Origin of the sequence: Paenarthrobacter sp. NPDC089714, from assembly GCF_044748905.1 — a bacterium.
Taxonomy (GTDB): Bacteria; Actinomycetota; Actinomycetes; order Actinomycetales; family Micrococcaceae; genus Arthrobacter.
Genome location: NZ_JBIVGX010000026.1, coordinates 1 through 22,923 on the forward strand (window position 1 = coordinate 1; position 22,923 = coordinate 22,923).

Consider the following 22,923-nt stretch of genomic DNA (forward strand, 5'->3'; position numbering starts at 1 on the left):
GCAACCAAACGATTCGAGAACTTCACCACGGCAATCGACACCCTTCAATAATCAGGTGTTGCGATCACCGCATGATTCGAAGCGCTCAGAACAACAACTACTGCCAGTCAGTTTGGGTTAAACGGCTTCCGTGTGCGACGCGGCCGCGCGCCGCTCAGCGAGACGGATCTCCAGCACGGCGTCCATGGCCTGCTGCACCCGGTCCGAAGCGCCGGCGGCACTGAAATCGTGCTGGGCTTCTTCCAGGAAATGCAGGGCTTCGGACGTTTCGCCGGCAGCCTTCAGGGACTTGCCGAGCAGCAACGACACCTCACCGGCGGTGTGACGGGCAAGGGCCTTGCGGTCCTGGTAGATTTCGCGGAGCTTTTCGACGGCGCCAGGAATGTCCCCGGTCAGGTACAGCCAGCGGGCGCGAATGAAAGCGACTTCCAGCTGGTCTGTCTTGTTGCCGCCCACAATCGACAATGCCAACTCTGCCCGCTCGATCGCAGACAGCGTTTCCGGTTCAACAATGCCCGACGACAAGCGGACTGCCGCGGAGGCCTTGTTGAAACGGGCCCACAGTTCAATGTCGTTGGCAGGGGAGAGGAGCTTGGCCGCGCGTTCGTGGTGCTTGATGCCCTCTGCGTAGTCGTGGCGCATGAAGGCCACGTTTCCCACCACCCATGCCACCTCGCCGGCCAGCTGCGACATGGAGTGCTCGTCCATGTGCTCGATCATGGCCAAACAGTATTCCCACGCTTCATCCAGCTTGCCACTCTCGGCCAGGGCGCCGATCAGTGCGCGGTGCGCGCCGATGATCAGCGTGGAGCCCTTGGGCAGCTGCTCGCACAGCTTCACGGCTTGCTTTGCATGCTCGACGGCGGTTGCCAGCTGGCCTTGTCCGTGACACACCGCGGCAAGCATCTGCCAGGCGCGAACTCCCAGGCCTGCGGATTCGGTGGCCATGGGGTGCTCCAGCAGGTGTTCCACGATCTGCTGGCATTCCTTGAGCAGGCCTTGCTTCATCACGCATTCGGCCTGCATGTACGTCATGTTCCACCAAGCACTGTTGTTCTTGGCTTCCAAGGCAATCTGCGCTGCGGTGGCCGCGTGCGTCGCGGCGAGCGGATAATCACGCAAGTCCCACGCTTGCCGGGCGTAGAGGCCAGCCAAGACATACTCAGCGTCGCTGACGGAAACAGGTTGGCTCCAGGCTTCCAAGGCCTTGGGGGCCAGTTCGAGTCGGCGTGCGAGTTCTTCGATGACCTCGGCCGTGGGCTCACGCCTACCGGTCTCCAGAAGGGAGATGTAGCTCGGGGAGTACAGGTTTTTGCCCAGCTCAGCCTGGGTCAACCCGCGTTCGAGCCGTTCGGCACGCAACTTCTCGCCGAATCCGTTTCCCACGGGTCCCTCCTCCTGAACATGTCTCTGCGACAGATACCCTTGACAGTCTCTGTGGAAAACATTTTACAATGTATGTCAACAGGGACCGTGCAATTTCCGTAACGAATCCGACTCGCATTGGGGAACACTATGTTCAAGAAAATCGCCGCTTCGGTGGCATTGGCAGGCGCTCTTGCGTTCACGGTTGCGGCTCCCGCAGTCGTCTCCGCGGCATCGTCCGTGGATTCCAACTCTTCCGTAAGTGCCATTGGCAACTGGCCGGATCCGATGCGCGCCAGCGTGTCGGCACCGACGAAGTCAACGGACACCACCTACACCACGTCATCGATCGGCAACTGGCCCGACCCGATGTAAGCAACACCTTCTAAGGAACCCCGGAGCAAACGAGCTGCTCCGGGGTTTCTTTTGTCTGCGGCACGGTCTGATGTGCTGTGCTTAGGCTTCAGGCTTGTTGATCGGGTTCACCAAGGACAGGCTGATGGTCTGGCCGGGGGTGAGCTCGCCGTTTGGGAGATCGACGTACGAAAACCACGAGCCACCCGTGCCGCTTGATGGCCTGTTGGCCGCCCTGAGGTCCGTGATGGCGAATCGGAATGACACCTGGCTTTCGGTGTCGCCAGGGGCGGTGGTGTAGGTCAACGGAACTTCGTTGGAGTCAGCAGTGAATTCACCCTGTGCCTTCTCGATCTTCAGCGTGCCTGGAATGAGGCGCACTTTGGTGCCGGTTGGAAGGGGGTTGTTTGCTGAAAGAGCGGGGTTGTAGAGCAGTATCTGTTCCGTCGTGGAACGGAATTGGTACCCGAGGCTGTCAAAAGAATCTCCTTCGACAGTGGTGTAGAAGATCGCCTGGCCAAAGGAATTGTTCACGGTGGCTCCCCGTCCGGCCTTTGCGTCCACCGGGTTCTTCCGCAGTTGGATTGTGTGTCCTTCGCGGATGAAGTACGTGTTCCCCTGCTCGCTGACATAGGGAACCTTGTTGGCTTCCGCTAATTCGTCGGCACTCAATCCGAAGCGAAGGAGAATCCCGTCCAGGGTGTCACCCGCCTCGGTTGTGTAGGTTCGTGGTACCCCGGTGGAATCCAGGACTACGTTCCCTTGTGCGGCGGTCATGGAAGCCCCCGCTGTTGGGACCGTCGCTTGCTTGGTGGTCGGCGCCGGCGTCGTTGGCTGGGCGGATGACTCATCGCTGGTTTGCGGTTTGGCGGACAGGACGTCTGCTGACTGGTCTCCGAAAGTGCAAGCGGCCAGAGTCAGTGAAAGCAAAGTGGCCACCGCAGCGATTTTCCAAGCCGGAGCTTCGTTGACGCGGCATGAACGAATGCTGGATTTGTTTATGATGTGAGCCCCCCAAAGCCCTGAATATGCTTACTGCGCAAACTCCTCGCAGACTTTGTTGAGCCTACTGGATAAACAAAAATGGCGCCGATTTCTCGACGCCATTTTCGTTATTGGTCGGGATGACAGGATTTGAACCTGCGACCTCTTCGTCCCGAACGAAGCGCGCTACCAAGCTGCGCTACATCCCGATCCGCTGCGAAAGCAACTGTTCAAGGATAGCTGAATCGGTGCCGGATGCGAAATCGGGGGAGCGGTGTCCCTCGTCACAACAGAACCGCCAGCCCCAGCGACGGACAGCTACACCAGCGAGTCCTTCCAAGCCCCATGCAGCCGTGCGAACCGGCCGCCACCCGAGATGAGTTCGGCAGGCGTTCCGTCCTCCACAATGCGGCCGTCGTGGACCACCAGCACGCGGTCGGCGGTCTCTACCGTAGACAATCGGTGCGCGATGATGATCGCGGTCCGAGCACTGTTGGAGCCGGCAACTCCCTCCAGGAGGTTCGCGAGCCCTTGCTGCACCATTCGTTCCGAGGGAATGTCCAGGGATGAAGTGGCCTCGTCCAGGATCAGCACCGCCGGCGCGGCAAGGAAGGCACGGGCGAAACCGATGAGCTGCCGCTGTCCCGAGGAAACCCGCCCGCCGCGCTTATTCACGTCGGTGTCGTACCCGTCGGGAAGTCCCATAATGAACTCGTGTGCACCCACAGCCGCAGCTGCTGCCTCTATCTCGGCCCGTGAGGCTTCAGAACGGCCAAGGGCGATGTTGTCGGCCACAGAACCGCTGAACAGGAAGGCTTCCTGGGTTACCATCACCACGGCGCGGCGCAGGTCGGTGGTGGAGAGATCGCGCAGATCCACGCCGTCCAGGGTGATGGATCCGGACGTGACGTCGTAGAAGCGGGCAACCAGCTTCGCCAGGGTGGATTTGCCGGCACCCGTCTGACCGACCAACGCGACGGTCTGGCCAGCCGGGATATGCAGGTCCAGGGTCGGGACAACAACTGAGCTGTCGTTGTAACCGAACTCCACGCCGTTGAAGTCGATCTCCCCGCGTGGCTGCTTCAACGCCACGGCGTTTTTCGGCGGGCGAACCGTGGGAACTTCTTCCAACAGGCCAGACACCTTCTCCAACGCTGCCTGTGCGCTCTGGAACGAGTTGTAGAACATGGCCATCTGGTCCACCGGCTGGAAGAAGCGCTTCGTGGACAGAATGAGCGCGAGCAGCACACCCACGGCCAACTCGCCACTGAGGACCCGGAACCCGCCGAACAACAACACAACGGCCACGCACACGTTGCCGATCAGCACCAGGCCGGGCTGCAATACACCGTTCAGGAAGATGGAGCGAACGGTGTTCCTGCGGTAGGCCTCCGCCACCTCGCCGTACTGTTCAGCGTTCTCGCGTTCCTTGCGGAAGGCCTTGACGGCACGGATACCGGTCATGGTCTCCACGAAATGCACGATCAAACGGGCGGAAACAACGCGGGACTCACGGAAGGCGATCTGCGAGTGCTTCTGGTACCAGCGGGCAAGGAAGAACATCGGCACGCCGGCCGCGAGCATGATCAAGCCACTTCGCCAGTCCAGGGCGAACACCGTGACCGCCGTGAAGAGCATGAACAGGATGCCGGAAGCCAAGGAACTGACACCGGAGTCCAGGAGTTCACGAAGGGCTTCCAAGTCAGACGTCTGCCGGGCGATGATCCGGCCTGAGGTGTACTTCTCGTGGAACTCAAGGCTGAGGCGCTGCGTGTGCCGGAATACCCGGACCCGCAGATCCAGCAGCATGGCCTGGCTCAGCTTCGCGGTTGAGGTCACGTACAAAGCGGTCATGCCAGCGGTGGCAATCGCGGCCGCGATGTACAAAACACCTACAAGCACCAGTGGTCCGTTGTCCCCGGATTGCAGAGCGGGCAGCGCGTGGTCAATGCCGAAAGCAATCAGCGCCGGCCCCGCCACCCTGGTGAGCTGCGAAACGATGACCATCCCCAGCGTCAGCCAGAAACGCAACCGTACCGGGCGGATCAGCGAGGCAAGCAAGGCGAGCGACCGGCGTCGTACGGCTTTGCTGTCTGCTTTCGAGAGGAGGGTGATGTCCTCGTTCGCGGTTCCAAACGTTGTGGCGCTCATCGGGTGGCCTCCTCAGCGTCTTCGAGATCCTGCAATTCGCTGTCCAGGTCCTTGGGACCGGTATCCAGGCTCGCAATCACGTAGCGGTAGTGGGCGTTGTCGGCCAACAGTTCCGTATGGGTCCCGACGGCGGTGATGGTTCCGTTTTCGAGCAGGGCCACCCGGTCCGCCAAGGCCACGGTGGAAGGCCTGTGCGCAACGATGAGCGTGGTGGTGTCATGCAGGACGTCGCGCAGCCGTGCTTCGACGCGCTCTTCCGTGTTGACGTCCAACGCGGACAGCGGATCGTCCAGCACCAGGACCTTGGGCTTGGCCGCGATGGCACGCGCCAGGGCAATACGTTGCCTCTGACCGCCGGAGAGGCTGAGCCCTTCTTCGCCGATGAGCGTGTCCACGCCCTCAGGCAGGGAATAGGCGAACTGGGCTTGGGCAACATCGAGTGCTTCGTCCAACGCCGCGTCAGTGGGGTCCGGCGCACCGAGCAGCACGTTGTCCCGCACCGAGCTGGAGAACAGCGTGGTGTCCTCGAAAGCCACGGCAACGATCCGGCGGAGTTCCTCAAGATCGAAGTCGCGAACATCAACGCCGTCGATGGTTACGGATCCCTCGGTCGCATCGTAGAGCCGGGGGACCAGCTGCAGCAGCGCACTCTTGCCGCTTCCCGTGATGCCCACGAGGGCCATCGTCTCGCCGGGCCGGATGTCCAGGTTCAGGTCGCGCAGGAGAGTCCCGCCGTCGTCGAACCCGAAACCCGCCTGTTCAAAGCGCAAGGCGCCTTTCACAACGGTCGGTACCGCGGCTTCTTCGGGCGAGGTGATGGTGTTCTTCGTGTCCATGACCTCGAAGTGGCGGTCCAACGCAGTCTTCGCCGTCAATGCCATGGCCAGGAGCATGCCCGAGAATTCCACCGGAGTGGCCACCACAGCGGCGGTCGCGAAGAATGCCACCAGCGAGCCGATGCTCAGCTGGCCGCTCGCCGCGAGCATGATGCCCACCACCAGCCCCACGCCCAGCGCGAGCTCGGGCAGCAGCGTCACCACCAACGTAAAGCCGGCCTGCTGCTTGGCCTTGGCGATCTCGGTCTGCCGGAGTTCCTCGGCTTGCCCGTTGAAGTTCTCCAAGGCCTCCCGGCTGCGTCCAAAGGCTTTCAAGACGCGGATCCCATGGACGGATTCCTCAACCGTGGTGGCGAGGTCACCGGCCTGGTCCTGGCTGAGGCGCGTGACCAAACTGAAGCGGCGACGGAACCGGAACGAATTGATCATGATCGGCACCGCGGCAGCAAGGAAGATCAGCGCCAACTGCCAGCTCATGGTGAACATGACGCCGACGCCGATGATCACGGTCAGCGTCGTGACCACCAGCATGATCGCCCCGAACGCCATCCAGCGGCGCAGGAAGCTGAGGTCCGTCATGGCTCGGGACAGCAGCTGCCCCGAGCCCCATCGGTCGTGGAAGGACACTGTGAGTTGCTGCAGGTGCCCGTACAGGGAGACGCGCATCTTCGTCTCCACCGTGGTGGCCGGGTTGATCACGAACTGCCGGCGCAACGCCACCAATCCGGCTTCCCCCACACCCAGCGCAAGAATCACGACGGCGGCAATCCAGACTGCGCCCGGGTCGCCGCCAGGTTCCAACGAGTTGTTGACCAGGACCCTGAGCACTTGTGGGATGGCCAGCGCAACAATGCTGGCCAGGAGGGCGCAGAGGAGGCCCATGAACAGCCGGGGCAGGATGGGCCGAACATGGGGGTAGAGGCGGCCGACGGAGGTAAAAAATGACGTTTGCTTGGACATGCCCGCTTCTCAACAGCTGGATCTTCAGATGGTGCGGAGGTAGTTTCCCGTAGCAACTACCCTATGCCATGCCGTGATTCGTTTCACAGGTCCGCGCAACCTCGGTGAAATGTTTGACCCAGTTATTGGGGATCGTAATGGTGGGGCGCGTTCAGTTGCGGGCCGTAAGCGTCAGCAGGACAGCTTCCGGGCGGCAGGCTATGCGGACGGGAGCGAAGCGCGAAGTGCCGATGCCGCCCGAAACGTTCACCGGCGTCACGAATCCATCGCTTTCCCAATCGTGCAGACCTTTGGCTCGCCACGTAGGGAGGTCGCAGTTAGAGACGAGGGCGCCGTAGCCGGGGATGCAGATCTGGCCCCCGTGAGTGTGTCCGGCGAGGATCAGGTCAGCTTCGGCCTCGGTGAAGTGGTCGAGGACGCGCTGGTACGGTGCATGGATGACCGCGACCTTCAGGTGCGGCCGGGCGTCCTGGTTCCTGGTGCCGCGGGGCCAGCCAGCGTAGCGTTCGCGCTTCAGGTGCGGATCATCAACGCCGGAGAAGTCGAAGCGGAGCCCGTTCAGCACCACGGACTGGGCGCGGTTCGTCAGTTCGATCCAGCCGCCCATTCCGAACGCACTACGGAGCTTGGGCCAGTCGAGCTTGATGGGATCCGTCTTCGGCTTTGAGGGACCGCGGAAGTAGCCGGCCGGATTCTTGATTCGAGGAGCGTAGTAGTCGTTGGACCCGGGCACGAAAACACCCGGGAACTCCATGAGCGGGCGGAGGGCTTCGACCAACGGATCAATGGCCTTCACATGGCTCAGGTTGTCGCCCGTGTTGACCACGAGGTCCGGTTTGACTTCGGCCAACGAGCGAAGCCAGGCAGTCTTCTTCTCTTGGCCGGGCACGAAGTGGATGTCACTGAGGTGGAGGACCCGGAAGGGCTCGAATCCGTCCGGAAGGATCGGCAAAGTCTCGTGCCTGATCCCGAACTGGTCCTTCTCCCACCAGCCGTAGGCAGCGGCCGCTGCGCCTGCCGTGGCACCGATTGCGGTAGTGACGGCGAAACCGCGCCCGACGGTGCGGACGCGGTTTGCCAAGGAATCACGGAAAGTCACTTTTAGTCCTTGCCGGGACCGTCGTTGTTGCCATTCCCGTTACCGTTATTGCCATTGTTACCGGTCCCCGTAGAGGGGGCAGTGGACGGCGTGTTGTTGGACGGGGTGGAGCGCTGGGTCGGAGCCGGAGCCGTTCCGAGGAGGTTAGACGGTGGCTGCTGGAACGGATTGGTGCCATAGGCCGGAGCCACGGACAGCATGTAGTTGGTGAACTGCGGACCGGCGATCATGTAACCGTCAATCGAGGTGTAGAACTTGCCGTTCACCGTCAGGTTCCGGCCGGGGCGCGACTGGTCACCCAGCGGGTCGCCGAACCAGGAAGCAGTGGCCAGGCCCGTGGTGTAACCGACGACCCAGGTGGACCCGTTGGTGTCGTTGGTACCCGTCTTGGCGGCAACCGGGAAATTGCCCTTGGTGGAGAGGGACGGACGGATCAACGAGCCCGAACCGGCGTTCAGCACTTCTTGCATTGCGTAGGCCACACCTCTTGCAACTTCAGGTTTGACCGCGTCCTTGCAGTTCGAAGACTGTGCTGGGAGGTCAGCACCGGACTGGTCCTTCACCGAGGTGATGGCAATCGGCTCGCAGTACTTGCCGTCAGCGGCGAACGTTGCGAACGCGCTGGCCATTGTCAGCGGTGCCGTCTGGGTGGAACCGATCAGGTTGGCAAGCGTGGTCATAGTGACCTTTGGGTTCGGATCGGTGATCTTGCCGGTGTCATCCCGTGCGGGAAGCCCGCCGTGGATGCCGGTTGCGTCGACAATCTTTTGGATTCCACAGAGATCTACCTGAGCAGCCGACGCAAAGGTAGCCGTGTTAATTGAGTTCATGAGGCCGTAGAGGACTGTCATGTTCCGGTAGTAGCCCGTATCCGAGTTCTGCAAGTCGAAGGTTCCGTTGGTGGCGTCATACCAGCCGACAGTCGGCGTATCGCAGGTGTTCTTCCACGGGAAGTTTTGGGGGTACCGCCGGACCGAGGCATTGATGTTCGTATTCATCGACTTGCCCTCGTTCAGCCATTCGGCGAACGTAAAGGGTTTCATCGTCGAACCGGGTTGGAAGCCACCGATGCCGTTAAGGTCGTTGCCCTTGGCATCCATGACATCGACGTTGAAGTTCTGGGTTTGATCGAACTTGCCCTCTTGCGGGAGCCACACGGTGTTCTGGGCCATGCTGACGATCTGGCCCGTACCCGGCTGGACGGAGGTGATCGAAGCGCCCCACTTGTCCGGGTTAGCGCCGGCGGTGCCGTCTACCTGCTGCTGCGCAACGGCCTGGGCTGTGGGATCGAGGGTGGTGCGGATGGTCAGGCCGCCGCGCTGGATTCGCTTGATGCGGTCTTCCTGGGTATCACCATAGGCAGGGTTGTTGAAGAGCAAGTGCAGCACGTAGTCACAGAAGTACGGAGCCATGGTGGCGTAAGCGCAACCCTGGCGGGCCGGCGTGACCTTAGTGGTGACCGGCGTGGCCACAGCTTCGTCGTGCTCAGCCTGGGTGATCTTCTTCTGGGCGAGCATCGCGTTGAGCACCAGGTCGCGCCGCATCTTGGAACTGTCCGGGTTGGTGATCGGATCGAACGCGGAAGGGCTGTTCACAAGGCCGGCCAACAGAGCAGCCTGTGGAAGTGTCAGGTCCTTGGCCGTGGTGCTGAAGAAGAACTTGGAAGCAGCCTCGATACCGTACGCGTCACGGTTGAAGAAGACAATGTTGAGGTAACCCTCAAGGATCTGCTCCTTGGAGAACTTTTTCTCCAGCGCGATCGCGAGCTTCATTTCACGGAGCTTGTCTCCGACGCCTTTATTAAGGCCATTGAGCTTGACGTCTTCGCTGTTGCCTGATGCCACGAGTGACTCGTTGATGACGTTGTTGACGTACTGCTGGGTGATGGTGGACGCACCCTGCTTGTTACCGCGGACCGTGCTCACCAAGGCTCGCATAATGCCGGTGGTGTCGATGCCGCCGTGCTCATAGAACCGGCTGTCCTCAATAGCGATGACAGCGTTCTTGATGTACGGGCTCATCTGGTCCAGCGGAACCTTGGTACGGTTCTCCGCGTAGATGGACGCAATGGGCGATCCGTCCTTGGCCAGAATCGTGGTGTTCTGGCTGGGCGGGTCCACTTGGAGTTCCGCCGGGAGCGTGTCAAAGAACTGGATGGAACCACTGGCGGCACTGCCCGAGACGGCGGCGGCCGGGACCAGGAGTCCAGCCACCAGGACGCCACAAATCGCGCTCACGCCAAGGAAACCAAGAATCTTTCCGAGGGTGGTGGCAGTGTCGAATATGGGGTTCTTGCGAGTCACCATGTTTTCCACTTTACCGGCAAGGGCTAGGCTTTCTGTCATGACCAAATGGGAGTACGCCACGATTCCGCTCATCATCCATGCCACAAAGCAGATCCTGGACCAGTGGGGCGAGGACGGCTGGGAGCTTGTACAGGTCGTCGGTGGACCCGATGGCAAAGGCCTTGTCGCATACCTTAAAAGGGAGAAGCAGTAACCATGACCACCCCCGCAGAAACCACGTCTGCCGCGGAATCCGGCGCTCCGACGTCCGCCGTTGAACAGCGCCTCGCCGAGCTCGGACTGACCCTCCCCGAAGTGGCCGCTCCGGTTGCCGCTTACGTTCCGGCCGTCGTCTCCGGCAACTACGTTTACACCTCCGGACAGCTGCCCTTTATTAACGGCAAACTCGAAGCTACGGGCAAGGTCTCCACCGGCGAACTCGGCCACTCCGACGAGCCCACTGTGGACCCCGAGGACGCCAAGCGCTACGCCGCCGTCTGCGCCATCAACGCCCTCGCCGCGGTCAAGAGTGTCATTGGCGACCTCGACCGCGTCACCCGGATCGTCAAAGTTGTTGGATTCGTCTCGTCGGACCCGACGTTCACTGGCCAGCCAGGCGTCATCAACGGTGCGTCTGAGCTCCTGGGCCAGGTCTTCGGTGACGCAGGCAAGCACGCACGTTCCGCCGTCGGCGTTTCCGTCCTGCCGCTCGACTCGCCTGTCGAGGTCGAGCTCATTGCTGAATTCAGCTAAGGAACCGGTTCACCCAATTGCCGCAACTTGCTCGTCGCCTGTTTGTCCTACCTCCGGAACTCGAAGGTGCGGCACAGAACTGGCTTGAACTTGGTGAGCGGACCCCCAGGGCCGCCCGCTACGCATCATCTGTTGTCCTTTTGCGCGATTCGCCCACCGGCTTGGAAACGTGGCTGGGTTACCGGCCCGGCTCCTCGCCTTTGGGCGTTCTCGCCTTCCCTGGCGGGTCTTTGGACCCGTCCGACGACGACCCGGTCGGTTGGATTGGTCCCTCGCCCCAGCATTGGGCTGAGCAAATGGGAACGGACGACGTCGGACTCGCCCGCCGCCACGTGGTGGGCGCCATTCGGGAACTCTTTGAAGAAACCGGCGTCCTGCTCGCTGGCCCGGACGCTTCCTCAACGGTTGAGGCCAACTCCACCGTTGAATGGATGAAGGCCCGTGAGGCCGTAGCGGCCCAGGAAAAGTCCTTCACAGAGGTACTGGCCAAGCGCGGCCTGTCGCTGCGGACCGACCTCTTGAAGCCGCTGGTTAACTGGCTCAGCCCGGATTTTGCACACTTCCGTTTCAACACCCGCTACTTCGCTGCCACAGTGCCCATCAACCAGCAGCCCAGCATCCTGGGCAGCAAGGGCGTATGGGGCCGCTGGGTGAATGCCGCAGAGGCCATCTCCCTCCGGGAAACCAGTGCCTTGGGTGACGAGGTGGCCCAGGCGAACACGGTTGGACTCACCCTCGGGCAGCTTCTGGTTCCGGGTTCGGAAATCATGCTGGAGAAGATGGCCCACGCCAACGGCTGCATCGCGTACCTGAGCTACAAGCGCAAGGCCCATGTGTACCAGCCACAGTTGGTGGATCAGGCCGGGGAGCTCATGCTCGAGGTCGAAGCCGCCCGAACGGTAGCCGGCGAACCCCAGCGAGAACGCTAACCCCACCCCGGACGCTCTCTCATAACACCCCGGCTTGGGACGGACGCTCTCTCACGACACCCCGGCTTGGGACGGACGCTCTCTCACCGCCCGCCAAACGCACAAAAAAGCCGCCCCGGTTCAAACGAACCGGGGCGGCTTTCTCGTTGTAAGTCCTAGCGGGAGCGCTGGCGCAGACGCTGCATATCCAGAATCACCACGGCGCGTGCTTCCAGGCGCAGCCAACCGCGCTGGACGAATTCGGCCAGTGCCTTGTTGACTGTTTCGCGGGAAGCGCCCACCAACTGGGCCAGTTCCTCCTGCGTGAGTTCGTGGGCGACCAGCACGCCGTCGGTAGCGGGGCGGCCGAAGCGGTCTGCAAGGTCCAGGAGGGCCTTGGCAACACGGCCGGGAACGTCCGAGAAAACGAGGTCGGACAGGGAGTCGTTGGTGCGGCGCAGGCGTCGGGCCAGTGCCTGCAGCAACTGGGCGGAAACCTCCGGACGGGTGCGGAGGAGGGAGTTCAGGCTTTCGTTCTTCAGGCCTGCCAGGCGCGTTTCGGAAACTGCCGTGGCGGTTGCCGTGCGGGGGCTCGGATCGAAGAGTGCCATTTCGCCGAACAGTTCGCCCGGGCCGAGGATGGCCAGCAGCGACTCGCGGCCGTCAGGTGACGTACGGCCGAGCTTCACCTTGCCGGAAACAATGAAGTAAAGCTGGTCACCCTGGTCACCTTCGCGGAACACCGATGCTCCACGTGAAAGGTCCACCTCGGTGAGTTCGTCCGTCAGCAAGCGGAATGCGTCGTCGTCAAGGGTGGCGAAGAGGGGTGCGCGGCGCAATACCTCGATGTCCATGAAGTCTCCTGAGAATAAGTTTCGGTCGTGGCGCTTCAGCCATTGTTTCAGAATTTTTAGAGTTCTGTGACGTACTTGGCACGCGAAACGCTGAAAACACGCGGATTTCGTCCTCCCTTGCCTGAGTTGGCGCGCAACAGGAGGCCATGAACTGCACCCTATCGTGACCGGACTAACGGAATCTTGTCAGGGTGCCACTCTAGAATTGGCGCTACCCGGCTATGAGGAGCATTGGTGTTTGGCTTGACCATTTTGGATTTGGCATTGATTTTGATGCTGTTGTCCTACCTGATCTATGGCCTGCGCAATGGCTTCCTGGTGACGCTCGGCGGTATAGCCGGATTCATTGCGGGCGCCATCGCGGCGTTTATCGCAGTGCCGCTGGTCAGCGGCTGGGTGAGCGACAGTGGCTGGAGGCTTACCGCAACGGTGGGTGCCGCCGTCGTGCTTATCGCCTTGGGTCACGGGCTGGGAACCATGATCGGCCGCCGCATTCGACACGTAGTGCGGCTCAAACCGCTGCACGCCGTGGATCGCCTGGTGGGTGGCGTGGTCAGCGTGGTTGTTGCTGCCTTGGTGATGTCCATGCTGGCGTTCAGCATCAGTTCCTTGGGCGTGCCGTTCGTTTCCCAGCAACTGGCCCAGTCGCGCGTGATCCGGTACATCGACTCGCTGACGCCCACTCCGGTCAAGAGCACCATGGCGCAGTTGCGGTCCACGGTGATCGGCGACGGCATTCCCAAGTTGATCGAAGGCTTCGGCTCCGCCACTCCGGTCCAGGTTCCCAACGCCTCAACCGACACCCCGGCCCTCAACCAGGCCGCCCGGTCCGTGCTGAAGATCGCGGGCACGGCTTTCGAATGCGGACAGAACCAGACGGGGTCCGGCTTTGTTGTCTCGCCGGGCCGTGTGGTCACCAACGCGCACGTGGTGGCCGGCGTGGACCAACCGGTGGTGGAAGTGCCCGACGGCGGCGCGTTGCCGGGTCGGGTGGTCTACTTCGACCCCCAGCGGGATATCGCCGTGCTGGCCGTGGACGGGCTCTCAGCCTCGCCTCTTGCGCTGAGTTCGGACCTGCCTGACGGCAGCCCGGCGGCTTTTGCCGGTTACCCCCACGGCGGGCCGTTCCAGTCGAAGCCGGCGACTGTCGAGGGAATCGCCACCGTCCTGGTACCTGACATCTATGGCAGCAACCCCTCGCCCGAACAGGTCTACAAGCTTGCAGGCGACGTGCAACCGGGTAACTCCGGCGGCCCGCTGCTCACTACGGACGGCCAGGTTGCCGGTTTGATCTTCGCCAAGACAACCAGCAACGAGGCTCTCGGTTTCGCGTTGACCATGGAGGACGTGCAGCCCGTCGCTGCGCAGGCCCCCGGCCTCAGCAACCCGGTGGGTTCCGGCCAGTGCACCCGCAAGTAGTCCGCACCCTCTCTCACCAAATCACCCTTATTCCCGGACCATCTCTCACATAATGGGTGTTTTTCCCCAACCCTCTCTCACCAATTGGGCGCAATTCACGGACGCTCCCGCACAGCTATAGATTGGGTGCCATGACTCAAGCCACTGAAGCCGGCCGCGGCACCATTCTTGTTATCAACGGCCCCAACCTGAACCTCCTGGGCACGCGCGAACCCGAGAAATACGGGACCTCCACCCTGGCCGATGTTGAGCAGCTGGCTTTGTCCGCAGCCGAATCGCACGGACTGACGGTGGATTGCGTCCAGTCGAATCATGAGGGTGATCTGCTGGACGCAATCCACGCGGCGCGGGGCACCGCCGTCGGGATCGTCATCAACGCCGGTGCCTTCACTCATACCTCTGTGGCACTTCGTGACGCGCTGGCCGCTGTCCAACTGCCTGCCGTCGAGGTCCACATCACCAACGTCCACCAGCGTGAGGAGTTCCGCCACCACTCCTACCTGTCGGGTGTTTGCCAGGCGATCATCGTTGGTGCAGGCGTGCTGGGGTACAAACTGGCCATCGATTACCTCGCGGAAACCGTCTGAACCTGCACGGGTGAGAGAGCGTTCCCTGGGAGGGGCGGTGCGGTGAGAGAGCGTCCGGTGAAACGGGCGGTTCGGTGAGAGAGGGTCCGGTGAAACGGGCGGTTCGGTGAGAGAGGGTTCCCGGGGAGGGGCGGTTCGGTGAGAGAGAGTCCGTCCGAAGGGGGGCGTTCGGTGAGAGAGGGTCAGAGGGCGGTCAGGCGGAGCAGGATCGCGTGCTCGGGGTGGAGCACGGGCATCGGCAGCCCCACCTCGCCAAGGAACCGGCCGTTCGCCTCGGCACCGGACGCCAGCCAGGACACCGGCTGGGCCTCGATGACGGTATGCCCGTAATCAGCGTCCACGGGGGTGGGGAACAGGAGCTCCACCCGGTAGGTCCGCGACGGATCGAGCCCGGGCAGGGAAACCCGTCCTACCTGCTCCGCGAACGATGTCCGGGTCTTGACCACAGCGAAAAGTGCCGCAGTGGCACCCGCCGGGATGCCGCCGTCGTGCTCTGGCGCCACCACGCCGTGAACCATGAGTGACTCGTCCGGCGCATCCGCGCGGACCGCCAGGCCGCTGTGGATGAGCGCTCGGTGTTCCTTGTAGAGCGCGATGAACCCCTTGAGTTCTTTCCGTTCCGCGCCGGTGACCGAGCGAACGTCCCACTCCATGCCGAAGTGCCCGAAGAGCGCTGTGATGGCACGGAACGAAAGGTCGTGTGTGCGGGCCGTCGTGTGGGACGTCGACGGACCGATGTGGCCGCCAACCAGCTCAGGTGGCACCACCATGCCCGTCCAACGCTGGATGGTTTGCCGTTCCAGGGCGTCGTTGCAGTCCGAAGCCCAGACACGGTCCGTTCGTTCCAGGATTCCCAGGTCAACGCGGGCACCGCCGGAAGAGCAGCTTTCAATTTCCACGGAAGGATGTGCCTCGCGCAGGGCATCGAAGAGCCGGTAGGCGGCAAGCGTCTGCTGATGAACCGAGGCGCGGCCGGAATGACCGTGTTCCAGCAGGTCCCTGTTCTGGTCCCACTTGAGGTAGCTGATCTTGTTGTCGCGAAGCAGCGCATCGATGCGGCCGAAGACGTACTGCCAGGCTTCCGGGTTCACAAGGTCGATCACATGCTGGTGCCGCCACTCGACGGGCAGCCTGCCCCCGTCTTTGTAGGACGAGGCCGACGGACCCACGATCCACTCGGGATGAGCCCTCGCGATGTCCGAGTTGATGCTGATCATTTCCGGCTCCACCCAGAGCCCGAATTCCATGCCATGAGCGGTCACGGCTTCGATGAGCGGCGTCAAACCGCCAGGCCATACGGATTCGTCCACGTACCAGTCGCCCAGCCCGGCGTGGTCGTTCCGGCGCCCGCGGAACCACCCGTCGTCGAGCACGAACCGCTCAACGCCGAGGTCCGCTGCAGACCCGGCCAGCTCGATCAGCGTTTCCAGGTTGTGGTCGAAGTAGACGGCCTCCCAGGTGTTGAGGACCACCGGCCGGGGACCGGCAACGTGATGCGGCCGGGCGCGGAACCAGCTGTAGAACGCCTCGGTGATACCGTCCAGGCCCCGGTCAGAGTACGCCGCAAACAGTGCCGGTGCTGTGTACGTTTCGCCGGGTTGCAGCACCACTTCGGCAGGGCCCAGCAGTTCCGAGCCGCCGATCATCGTGCGGCCATCGCCCACGCGGTCTGCGAACTGCTCGTGGTTCCCGCTCCACGCCAAGTGCGTCGCCCACACCTTGCCGTGTCGGTTGCCGAATCCCGCCGTCCCCGCGGCGAACAGCAGCGAGGAGTCATGGCCGGTGCGCCCATGCCGTCCGGTTCGGACCCACGTGCCTTGCTGGATGGAGTGCCGCTGTGGGTGCCGCTCCCGGCACCAGCGCCCGGTCAGGTCCAAAAGTTCGACGGCGTCCGGCGCCACCGGGAGCACGGTGGCAAGCTCGTCCACCTGGAAAGGTGACGTGCCGTCGTTGGTGACCGCGTTGCGCATTTCCAGTAGCCCGCCCGGATGCAAGGTGAGGTGGCTGGTCACGGTGATGCCGGCGTCGGGGTCTGACTGGACAACGACGGCGGTGTTGCCGTCCGCCGTCGCGCTCACCACACGAAGGCGAACCGAGAAGTCGAAGCCGGGCATGCCGTCCGTGACGCGATGCCCGCGGAGACCTGGCCGCCCCTGCCACGACGACGACGCCTGGGGGATGAGCCCGGCCGGGACATTGGCGTCCGCGGACGACGGCGGAATGGGCTCGTTCAGGATGGCGAGGTCCGGAAGCGTCTCGCCAAGATCGGCTCCCCAATGGGAAATCTCAGCTTCGCCGCGGTGGGTGCTGATGACCAGGCTGGTGCCGGCGGAACGAAGGTGGAGCGGTTGCATGCGTGGTGTCTCTTTTCGAAAGATGTGTGGCCTGCTCTGCGCGCTAACCCGAAGGTAAAGCGCGCGGAGCAGGCCCGGCAAGGGTTACTTGAAGAGGTTGTTGACCTGGGTGTTGGCTTCCGTCAGAGAGGAAGCGGGCTTCTTGCCGGAGAGCACTGCGTCCATGGCGGGCTTCATGATGCCGTCCACCTTGGCGGCCTTGTCCGCGATCGGGAAGAGGAACGTGGTGTTTTCTTTCACATGCGTGGTGAAGGCGGAAACGTCGGTGCCCTTGGCCTTGAAGGCTTCTGCGGCCTTGTCGGAGGAGCTGCTGATGGCCGGGAAGACCACGGCCTTGCTGGCTACGACGTCCTGGCAGGCCGTGGAGCCGAGGTACTCAACCCACTTGACGCTGGCGGCCGGGTTCTTGGTGCCGGCCCACACGGAGTCCGCCAAGCCGTTGAACATGGAGGCGCGCTTGCCGTCGGTGCCCTTGGGGGTCGGAGCGATGGCCGTTTCGATGCCCTTGTAGGTCTTGTACTGGCCGATCAGCCAGTCGCCGTTGGAGTTGATGGCGGCCTTGCCTGCGCCGAAGCTGTCCGGCATGCTCGCCCCAACAGTGGTTTCAAGCTTGGGCATGTAGCCCTTGTCGATGAGTCCGGCCCACCAGGCGATGGTTTCCTGGAACCGGGCATCATCGTAGTTGAACTTGGTGCCCCACGGGTTCTTGTCCGTGGCGGTCCAGCCGGTGGTTGCGGTGAGGAAGCTCCACTCCGTTTGTCCTTGGCCGGATCCGCTGCCGGTCAGGCCGAGGCCGTAAGCGGCGACGTTGTTCTTGTCGAAGCCTGCCTCGTCGCCGCGCTTGCCGTTCTTGTCCACGGTGAGGTGTGCAATGGCCTTCTCGTAGCTGCCGCCATCCTTCGGGTTCCAGTCCAGGTTGGCCATCTGCTCTGCAGTGATCCCCGCAGCGTCGGTCATGGCCTTGTTGTAGAACAGGCCCACGGTGTCCCAGTCCTTGGGAAGTCCGTAGCGCTTGCCGTCCTGGCCGACCCAGAGCTCGGGGAGGCCCTTGGTGTACTGATCGAGCTTGATGCCGTCCTTCTCCACGGCCTCATCCAGGGGCAGCAGTTGCTTCTTCGCGGCGAACTCCGGGTACTTGGACAAGTGGTTGGTGAAGACGTCCGGGGCGGTTCCGGCCACGAAGCCGTTGGTCAGCGTAGTCCAGTAGTCGTCCCAACCGCGCTGGGTGATCTTCACCTTGATGTCCGGGTTGGCCTTGGTGAAGTCGTCAGCGCACTGCTGGTAGGCGGGAAGCTGGTTGGCGTCCCACAGCCAGTAGTTGATCTCGCCTTTTGCCTCGGAGGATCCTGCGCTGGAACCACCGCAAGCGGACAGGGTGAGGGCTATGGCCGCGGCAGCAGCGGCGACGCCGAGGGTTTTCTTCATGGTGGACCTTTCAGGGTTCTTGAGTGGGGGAGTTACTTGATTCCGGAGAATCCGATGGAGTTCACAACCTTCTTGCCGAAGGCGATGAAGAGGATGAAGATCGGCAGGGCAGCCACGAGGGTTCCGGCCATGAGCCCGGACCAGTCCAGGGCGCCTTGCGGGGATTGGGACTTGAAGACGCTCAGGCCCACGGTGAGCACGCGGACGCTTTCGTCCTGCCCCACCAGCAGCGGCCAGAAGTATTCGTTCCACTGACCGATAAAGGTGAGCAACGCCAGGGTGGCGATGGGGGCTGCGGCGTTGGGAAGCACAATCTGGAAGAAGATCCTCAGGTGCTTGGCGCCGTCGAGCATTGCCGCCTCCTCAACTTCGCGTGACATCCCAAGGAAGAACTGGCGGAGGAAGAAGATGGCAAAGGGGGTCATGAACAAGAACGGAAGCGTCATGCCGGCCATGGTGTTGAGCAGGCCGAGGTTCTTGATCATGAGGAAGTTGGGCAGCGCGGTGAAGATCGGCGGGACCATCATGGTGGTCAGGAAGAGCCCAAAGACTTTGTTCCGGCCGGGCCAGCGGAGCCTCGCGAAGGCGTAGGCCGCCATCGCGCTGAAGAACACCTGGCCCGCTGTGGTGACGGTGGCGAAGATGACGGAGTTGCGCAGGTAGAGCCAGAAGTTGATGGCGGCTCCGGAGCCACCCTCGGCGATTGCCTCCTCCGTGCTTTGCAGGCCGAGAACCCGTTTGAAGGCGCCCCAGCTGAAGTCCGCTGGCAGCAGGTTGCCGGCGTTGGAGGCCAGAGCGCTGTTGCTGGACAGTGCGGTGCGGAGCATCCAGAGGAAGGGGGCAATGGTCACGGCGAGGGCGACGGCGACCAACACCCAGGCACCGATGCGGCGCCAATTGACGGGCTTCTTGCGGGACGTTTCGCGCGGGAGGGTTGCAGTAGTCATGGGGGATTCCTTAGTCCAGATCCGATTCGTTGCCCTTGAGGAACTTCATCTGCAGGAAGGCCACGATGGCGAGAATGATGAACAGGATCACGGAGAGGGCGGAGGCGTAGCCGAAGTCGGACTCGCCGAAGGCCTTTTGGTAGATGTACATCTGGATCACGCGGGATGCGTTGACGGGGCCGCCGTTGGTGGTGACAGCAACGGTGTCGAAGACCTGGAAGGAACCGATCACGGTGACGACGAGGACCAGGACCAGCACCGGGCGGAGCAGGGGAAGGGTGACGCTCCAGAAGGTCCTGGTGGGCGACGCGCCGTCGAGGTTTGCTACCTCATAGAGATTGCTCGGAATAGCCTGCAGGCCGGCGAAGATCAGAAGCGCCGTGTATCCCATGTGCCGCCACACGTTGACGAACGCGATGGTGGGAATGGCCCATTGCTCACTGCCGAAGAAGGCCACGCGCGGCAGGCCGATCCAGCTCATGACCTCGTTGACGATGCCCAGTTGGTAGTCCAGCATCCAGAACCAGAGCAGCGCGACAATCACGTTGGCCACCAGGAACGGCAGCAGCAGGGCGCCCCGGATGAAGGTGGATTTGGCGACTCGGTGCATCAGGAGGGCCAAGCCCAGGGCGATGACCGTCTGGAATCCAATGTTGAGGACAACGTATTGAAGCGTCACTCCCATGGCATTCCAGAAGAGTTCGTCGGCGAAGATCGCCGTGTAGTTCTTGACCCCGATCCAAGTGGGTTCGCCGAGGATGCTGTACTCGGTGAAGCTCAGGTAGATACCGCGGATGGTGGGGATCAGGAAGAACGCCACGAAGCCGACGACGGCCGGGAGAATGAAGAAGATTGCGATCCTCAGGTCTCCCAGGCGGCTGGCCAGGCTGCGTTTGACGGGTGCGCTCTTGGGCCCTTGGCTGCGCCGTGAGCGCTCTGATGCGCTGCCCGGCTGCTTGGTTAGCGTGGTCATCGTCGACTCTTTCCTAGCTGTGATGTGGGTTACAACAGAGTCAGAATCTACACGAGTAGATTCAAGCTTGGCAAGAGTGTGTGGTGAAAAATGTTTGTTTAAGTTCGATGTGTTGACTCGTGTAGATTTCACTGCCAGACTCTTACGCAATCCCGTGAGGGCCATCACAAGCCGCTGCCCCAGGGCAGCTCCAAGAAAGGCAAACAATGACGTTTTCGATCGGTGTCCTGGGCGCAGGCCAGTTCGGCAGCCAGTTCGCACACCTGTTCAAGCTCCACCCGGGGGTCTCCGAGGTGTACGCGGTGGATGAGCTGCCTGAGCGCGCAGCTGCCGCGCAGGAGCGTTGGGGCCTGGACGGCGTGTTGGCCACCTTTGAGGAACTGTTGGCGTCCGACGTCGATGCTGTCGCCATCTTCACGCAGCGCTGGACCCACGGTCCGCTGGTTGAGCGCGCCCTCCGCGCCGGGAAGCACGTCTACTCGGCTGTGCCCATGGCGATTTCCGAGGAGGAAATCGGACGCATCATCGAGGCAGTCCGCGAGACCAAGCTCGTCTACATGATGGGTGAGACCAGCTACTACAACCCGGCCACCGTCTACGCACGAAAGCAGCAGGAAGCCGGGAAGTTTGGTCGGATCTTCTACACCGAGGGCGATTACGTCCACGACATGGACCTTGGCTTCTACGACGCCTACCAATACAGCGGGGGAGAGCGCTGGAAGGAAACGGCGAGCTACCCGCCCATGCTGTACCCGACGCACGCCATTGGCGGGGTCCTGGGCGCAGTGCCGGGGCATGCTGTCAGTGTCAGCTGCATCGGAGTCAAGGACCAGCGGAACGATGGTGTCTTCGACAAGGACGTCAGCATGTTCGGCAACGACTTCTCGAACGCGACGGCACTGTTCGAAATGAACGACGGCGGTGCGATGCGCACCAATGAGATGCGGCGCGTCGGATACCCGTCCCACATCCGCGAATCCCGTTTCCGTTTCTTCGGTACCGAGGCCAGCTTCGAGCAGCTCGCCACCACCACCGTGTGGCAGGACAAGGAATCTGTCACCGATGTTTCCGAACAGGTGGAAACCAAGCCGACCATGTCCCTTGACGATCCATCGCTGGCGGACGTTGCGCCCGAGCTTCGCGATGCCTTCATCTCAGGCCTGGCCCCGGTCCATGACCATGCCCGGCTCCCGCAGGAATATCTGGGTGCCCCCAACGGGCACGAGGGCAGCCATCAGTTCCTGGTGGACGACTTCGTCACTGCCGTCAACAAGAATGAATTGCCTCCCGTCAACGCCTGGGTTGCTGCCCGCTACACCCTGCCCGGAATCGTTGCGCACCAGTCCGCACTGCGTGGTGGCGAGCGCCTGCCGATCCGCGACTTCGGCGATGCCCCTGCGATGTAGCTAGCATTTACCCCATGACCACATCAGCTGTACAAACCCCGCGCGGACCGGTGACCCGCAAGGACGTTGCCCGGTACGCCGGGGTGAGTACCGCCGTCGTGAGTTATGTGGTGAACGGAGGGCCCAAGAACGTGGCCCCGGCGACGGAAGCCAAGGTGCGCGACGCCATCCGGATCCTCGGGTACCGGCCCAACGCCGCAGCCCGTGCACTGAAGCTGGGTTCCAGCGAAACCGTGGGCGTTATTGTCCCCGATAACACCAACCCGTTTTTCTCGCTCCTGGCGCACGCTGTGGAGGAAGCCGCTGCGGCGCTTGGTTTCGGGATGGTGCTGGCAAACTCCGACGGAAGCCTGGCCAAGGAACGCCAGAACATCCGGAACCTTGCCGCGCGCCAGGTGGACGGGGTGTTCCTGGCCAGCTGCGTCTTTGATCCCGACTTGACGGATCTTGAAGCCTCAGAGATCCCGTCCGTCCTGCTCAACAATGCTGGTTCGCCGCCCGGGTTTACCAGCGTTGGCGTGGACCTCGAGGCCGGCGGACGTGCTGCCGTGGAACACCTGATCGGCCACGGACACACCAGCATTGGCTTGGCCATTGGCACCAACACCGGCAATCAACTGGACGGGCGCGAGGTGGGCTGGCTCGGAGCACTGCGCGACGCCGGGCTGCCGGACGGGCCCTTGCTGCACAGTCCGTTCAGCCGGGCCGGCGGTTACGAGGTTGGCAAGCGGTTCCTGGCCATGGCCAACCGGCCCACTGCGATCTTCGCGAGCAACGACATGCAGGCCATTGGGATCCTGCGGGCGTTGCATGAAGCCGGCGTGCAGGTTCCCCGGGAGATGGCGTTGGTGTCCTTCGACGGTTCCATCGATTCCGAATACACCTGGCCCGCGCTGACCACCGTGGCGCAGCCCGTCAACGCGATGGCCGAGGCTGCCGTCCAAGCGCTGGTTGGGGAGGGCCGCGGTGGGGATCGCGTGCACAGCATCCTGCCGACGGACTTGATAGTGCGCCAGTCCTGCGGCTGCCCCTAGCGACCCTCTCTCACGGAATCGCCCGTTTTCTCGGACGCTCTCTCACGGAATCGCCCGTTTCCCCGGACGCTCCCTCACGAATGTGCCCCTTTCGCCGACGCTCGCTCACTTTCGTAAGAAAAGTGAGAGAGGGGCTGCGGTCGTATGGTTTTCTGAGACAGGTTGATGGGAGATCGACTTCAGATGACCGGGCCCAGAAGAAAATATGATGCTGCTTTCCGTGAGGAAG

The 22,923-nt window shown here is 62.5% G+C and carries 19 protein-coding genes and 1 tRNA gene; 8 read left to right on the forward strand and 12 right to left on the reverse strand.

Going from position 1 to position 22,923, the window contains the following annotated elements; genetic code table 11:
• Window positions 1-117 precede the first annotated feature (117 nt).
• Complete coding sequence (locus ACIPY3_RS22565; protein ID WP_400337677.1) at window positions 118-1,386, reverse strand: helix-turn-helix domain-containing protein; 1,269 nt, start codon at window positions 1,384-1,386, stop codon at window positions 118-120.
• 129 nt (window positions 1,387-1,515) lie between these two features.
• Here ACIPY3_RS22565 and ACIPY3_RS22570 point away from each other — a divergent pair, with 129 nt between their 5' ends.
• Complete coding sequence (locus ACIPY3_RS22570; protein ID WP_397326547.1) at window positions 1,516-1,740, forward strand: hypothetical protein; 225 nt, start codon at window positions 1,516-1,518, stop codon at window positions 1,738-1,740.
• A gap of 81 nt (window positions 1,741-1,821) precedes the next feature.
• On the opposite strand, the gene ACIPY3_RS22575 is transcribed toward ACIPY3_RS22570, so the two are convergent.
• The 6 genes from ACIPY3_RS22575 to ACIPY3_RS22600 all read right to left on the reverse strand — a co-directional run bounded on the left by ACIPY3_RS22575 (window position 1,822) and on the right by ACIPY3_RS22600 (window position 10,055).
• Window positions 1,822-2,658, reverse strand: coding sequence for a LysM peptidoglycan-binding domain-containing protein (locus ACIPY3_RS22575; protein ID WP_400337680.1), 837 nt, complete (start codon window positions 2,656-2,658; stop codon window positions 1,822-1,824).
• Window positions 2,659-2,835: 177 nt separating this feature from the next.
• Window positions 2,836-2,912 (reverse strand) — tRNA-Pro (locus tag ACIPY3_RS22580).
• A 109-nt stretch (window positions 2,913-3,021) separates the two neighbouring features.
• Entirely contained in the window at window positions 3,022-4,854 is a 1,833-nt protein-coding gene (locus ACIPY3_RS22585; RefSeq protein WP_400337682.1) for an ABC transporter ATP-binding protein, read from the reverse strand.
• Window positions 4,851-6,650, reverse strand: a complete 1,800-nt coding sequence (locus ACIPY3_RS22590; RefSeq protein ID WP_400337685.1) for an ABC transporter ATP-binding protein — start codon at window positions 6,648-6,650, stop codon at window positions 4,851-4,853. The genes ACIPY3_RS22585 and ACIPY3_RS22590 overlap by 4 nt, the downstream gene beginning before the upstream one ends.
• A gap of 151 nt (window positions 6,651-6,801) precedes the next feature.
• The gene (locus ACIPY3_RS22595) at window positions 6,802-7,749 is read right to left on the reverse strand and encodes a metallophosphoesterase (protein ID WP_400337687.1); all 948 of its coding nucleotides are present in this window, start codon (window positions 7,747-7,749) and stop codon (window positions 6,802-6,804) included.
• Window positions 7,750-7,751: 2 nt separating this feature from the next.
• On the reverse strand, window positions 7,752-10,055 hold the full coding sequence (locus ACIPY3_RS22600) for a transglycosylase domain-containing protein (protein ID WP_400337690.1): 2,304 nt from the start codon (window positions 10,053-10,055) through the stop codon (window positions 7,752-7,754).
• A gap of 37 nt (window positions 10,056-10,092) precedes the next feature.
• Here ACIPY3_RS22600 and ACIPY3_RS22605 point away from each other — a divergent pair, with 37 nt between their 5' ends.
• The 3 genes from ACIPY3_RS22605 to ACIPY3_RS22615 are packed head-to-tail and all read left to right on the forward strand — an operon-like array spanning window position 10,093 to window position 11,716.
• Window positions 10,093-10,248: a DUF4177 domain-containing protein gene (locus ACIPY3_RS22605; protein WP_011775990.1), complete on the forward strand. Its 156-nt coding sequence runs from the start codon at window positions 10,093-10,095 to the stop codon at window positions 10,246-10,248.
• A 2-nt stretch (window positions 10,249-10,250) separates the two neighbouring features.
• Window positions 10,251-10,787: a RidA family protein gene (locus ACIPY3_RS22610; protein ID WP_397326554.1), complete on the forward strand. Its 537-nt coding sequence runs from the start codon at window positions 10,251-10,253 to the stop codon at window positions 10,785-10,787.
• A 17-nt stretch (window positions 10,788-10,804) separates the two neighbouring features.
• Window positions 10,805-11,716 (forward strand): NUDIX hydrolase, encoded by a 912-nt coding sequence (locus tag ACIPY3_RS22615; RefSeq protein WP_397326555.1) that lies wholly within the window; start codon window positions 10,805-10,807, stop codon window positions 11,714-11,716.
• A 155-nt stretch (window positions 11,717-11,871) separates the two neighbouring features.
• Here the strand turns inward: ACIPY3_RS22615 and ACIPY3_RS22620 are convergent, their stop codons facing one another.
• Entirely contained in the window at window positions 11,872-12,549 is a 678-nt protein-coding gene (locus tag ACIPY3_RS22620) for a Crp/Fnr family transcriptional regulator (RefSeq protein WP_003797871.1), read from the reverse strand.
• Window positions 12,550-12,783: 234 nt separating this feature from the next.
• Here ACIPY3_RS22620 and ACIPY3_RS22625 point away from each other — a divergent pair, with 234 nt between their 5' ends.
• The gene (locus tag ACIPY3_RS22625) at window positions 12,784-13,968 is read left to right on the forward strand and encodes a MarP family serine protease (protein WP_400337693.1); all 1,185 of its coding nucleotides are present in this window, start codon (window positions 12,784-12,786) and stop codon (window positions 13,966-13,968) included.
• Between the two features lie 131 nt (window positions 13,969-14,099).
• Window positions 14,100-14,555, forward strand: a complete 456-nt coding sequence (gene aroQ, locus ACIPY3_RS22630; RefSeq protein ID WP_400337696.1) for a type II 3-dehydroquinate dehydratase — start codon at window positions 14,100-14,102, stop codon at window positions 14,553-14,555.
• Window positions 14,556-14,737: 182 nt separating this feature from the next.
• On the opposite strand, the gene ACIPY3_RS22635 is transcribed toward aroQ, so the two are convergent.
• The 4 genes from ACIPY3_RS22635 to ACIPY3_RS22650 form a co-directional block, all read right to left on the reverse strand.
• Window positions 14,738-16,909 carry an alpha-galactosidase gene (locus ACIPY3_RS22635; protein ID WP_400337699.1) on the reverse strand — a complete coding sequence of 724 codons (2,172 nt, stop codon included), beginning with the start codon at window positions 16,907-16,909 and terminating at the stop codon, window positions 14,738-14,740.
• A gap of 84 nt (window positions 16,910-16,993) precedes the next feature.
• The gene (locus ACIPY3_RS22640) at window positions 16,994-18,334 is read right to left on the reverse strand and encodes an ABC transporter substrate-binding protein (RefSeq protein WP_400337702.1); all 1,341 of its coding nucleotides are present in this window, start codon (window positions 18,332-18,334) and stop codon (window positions 16,994-16,996) included.
• A gap of 32 nt (window positions 18,335-18,366) precedes the next feature.
• A complete protein-coding gene (locus ACIPY3_RS22645; protein WP_400337705.1) occupies window positions 18,367-19,281 on the reverse strand; it encodes a carbohydrate ABC transporter permease in 915 nt (304 codons plus the stop codon).
• 10 nt (window positions 19,282-19,291) lie between these two features.
• The gene (locus ACIPY3_RS22650) at window positions 19,292-20,254 is read right to left on the reverse strand and encodes a carbohydrate ABC transporter permease (protein WP_400337706.1); all 963 of its coding nucleotides are present in this window, start codon (window positions 20,252-20,254) and stop codon (window positions 19,292-19,294) included.
• Between the two features lie 206 nt (window positions 20,255-20,460).
• Here ACIPY3_RS22650 and ACIPY3_RS22655 point away from each other — a divergent pair, with 206 nt between their 5' ends.
• Window positions 20,461-21,660 (forward strand): Gfo/Idh/MocA family protein, encoded by a 1,200-nt coding sequence (locus ACIPY3_RS22655; protein ID WP_400337709.1) that lies wholly within the window; start codon window positions 20,461-20,463, stop codon window positions 21,658-21,660.
• Between the two features lie 14 nt (window positions 21,661-21,674).
• Window positions 21,675-22,694, forward strand: coding sequence for a LacI family DNA-binding transcriptional regulator (locus ACIPY3_RS22660; protein WP_400337710.1), 1,020 nt, complete (start codon window positions 21,675-21,677; stop codon window positions 22,692-22,694).
• Window positions 22,695-22,923 lie beyond the last annotated feature (229 nt).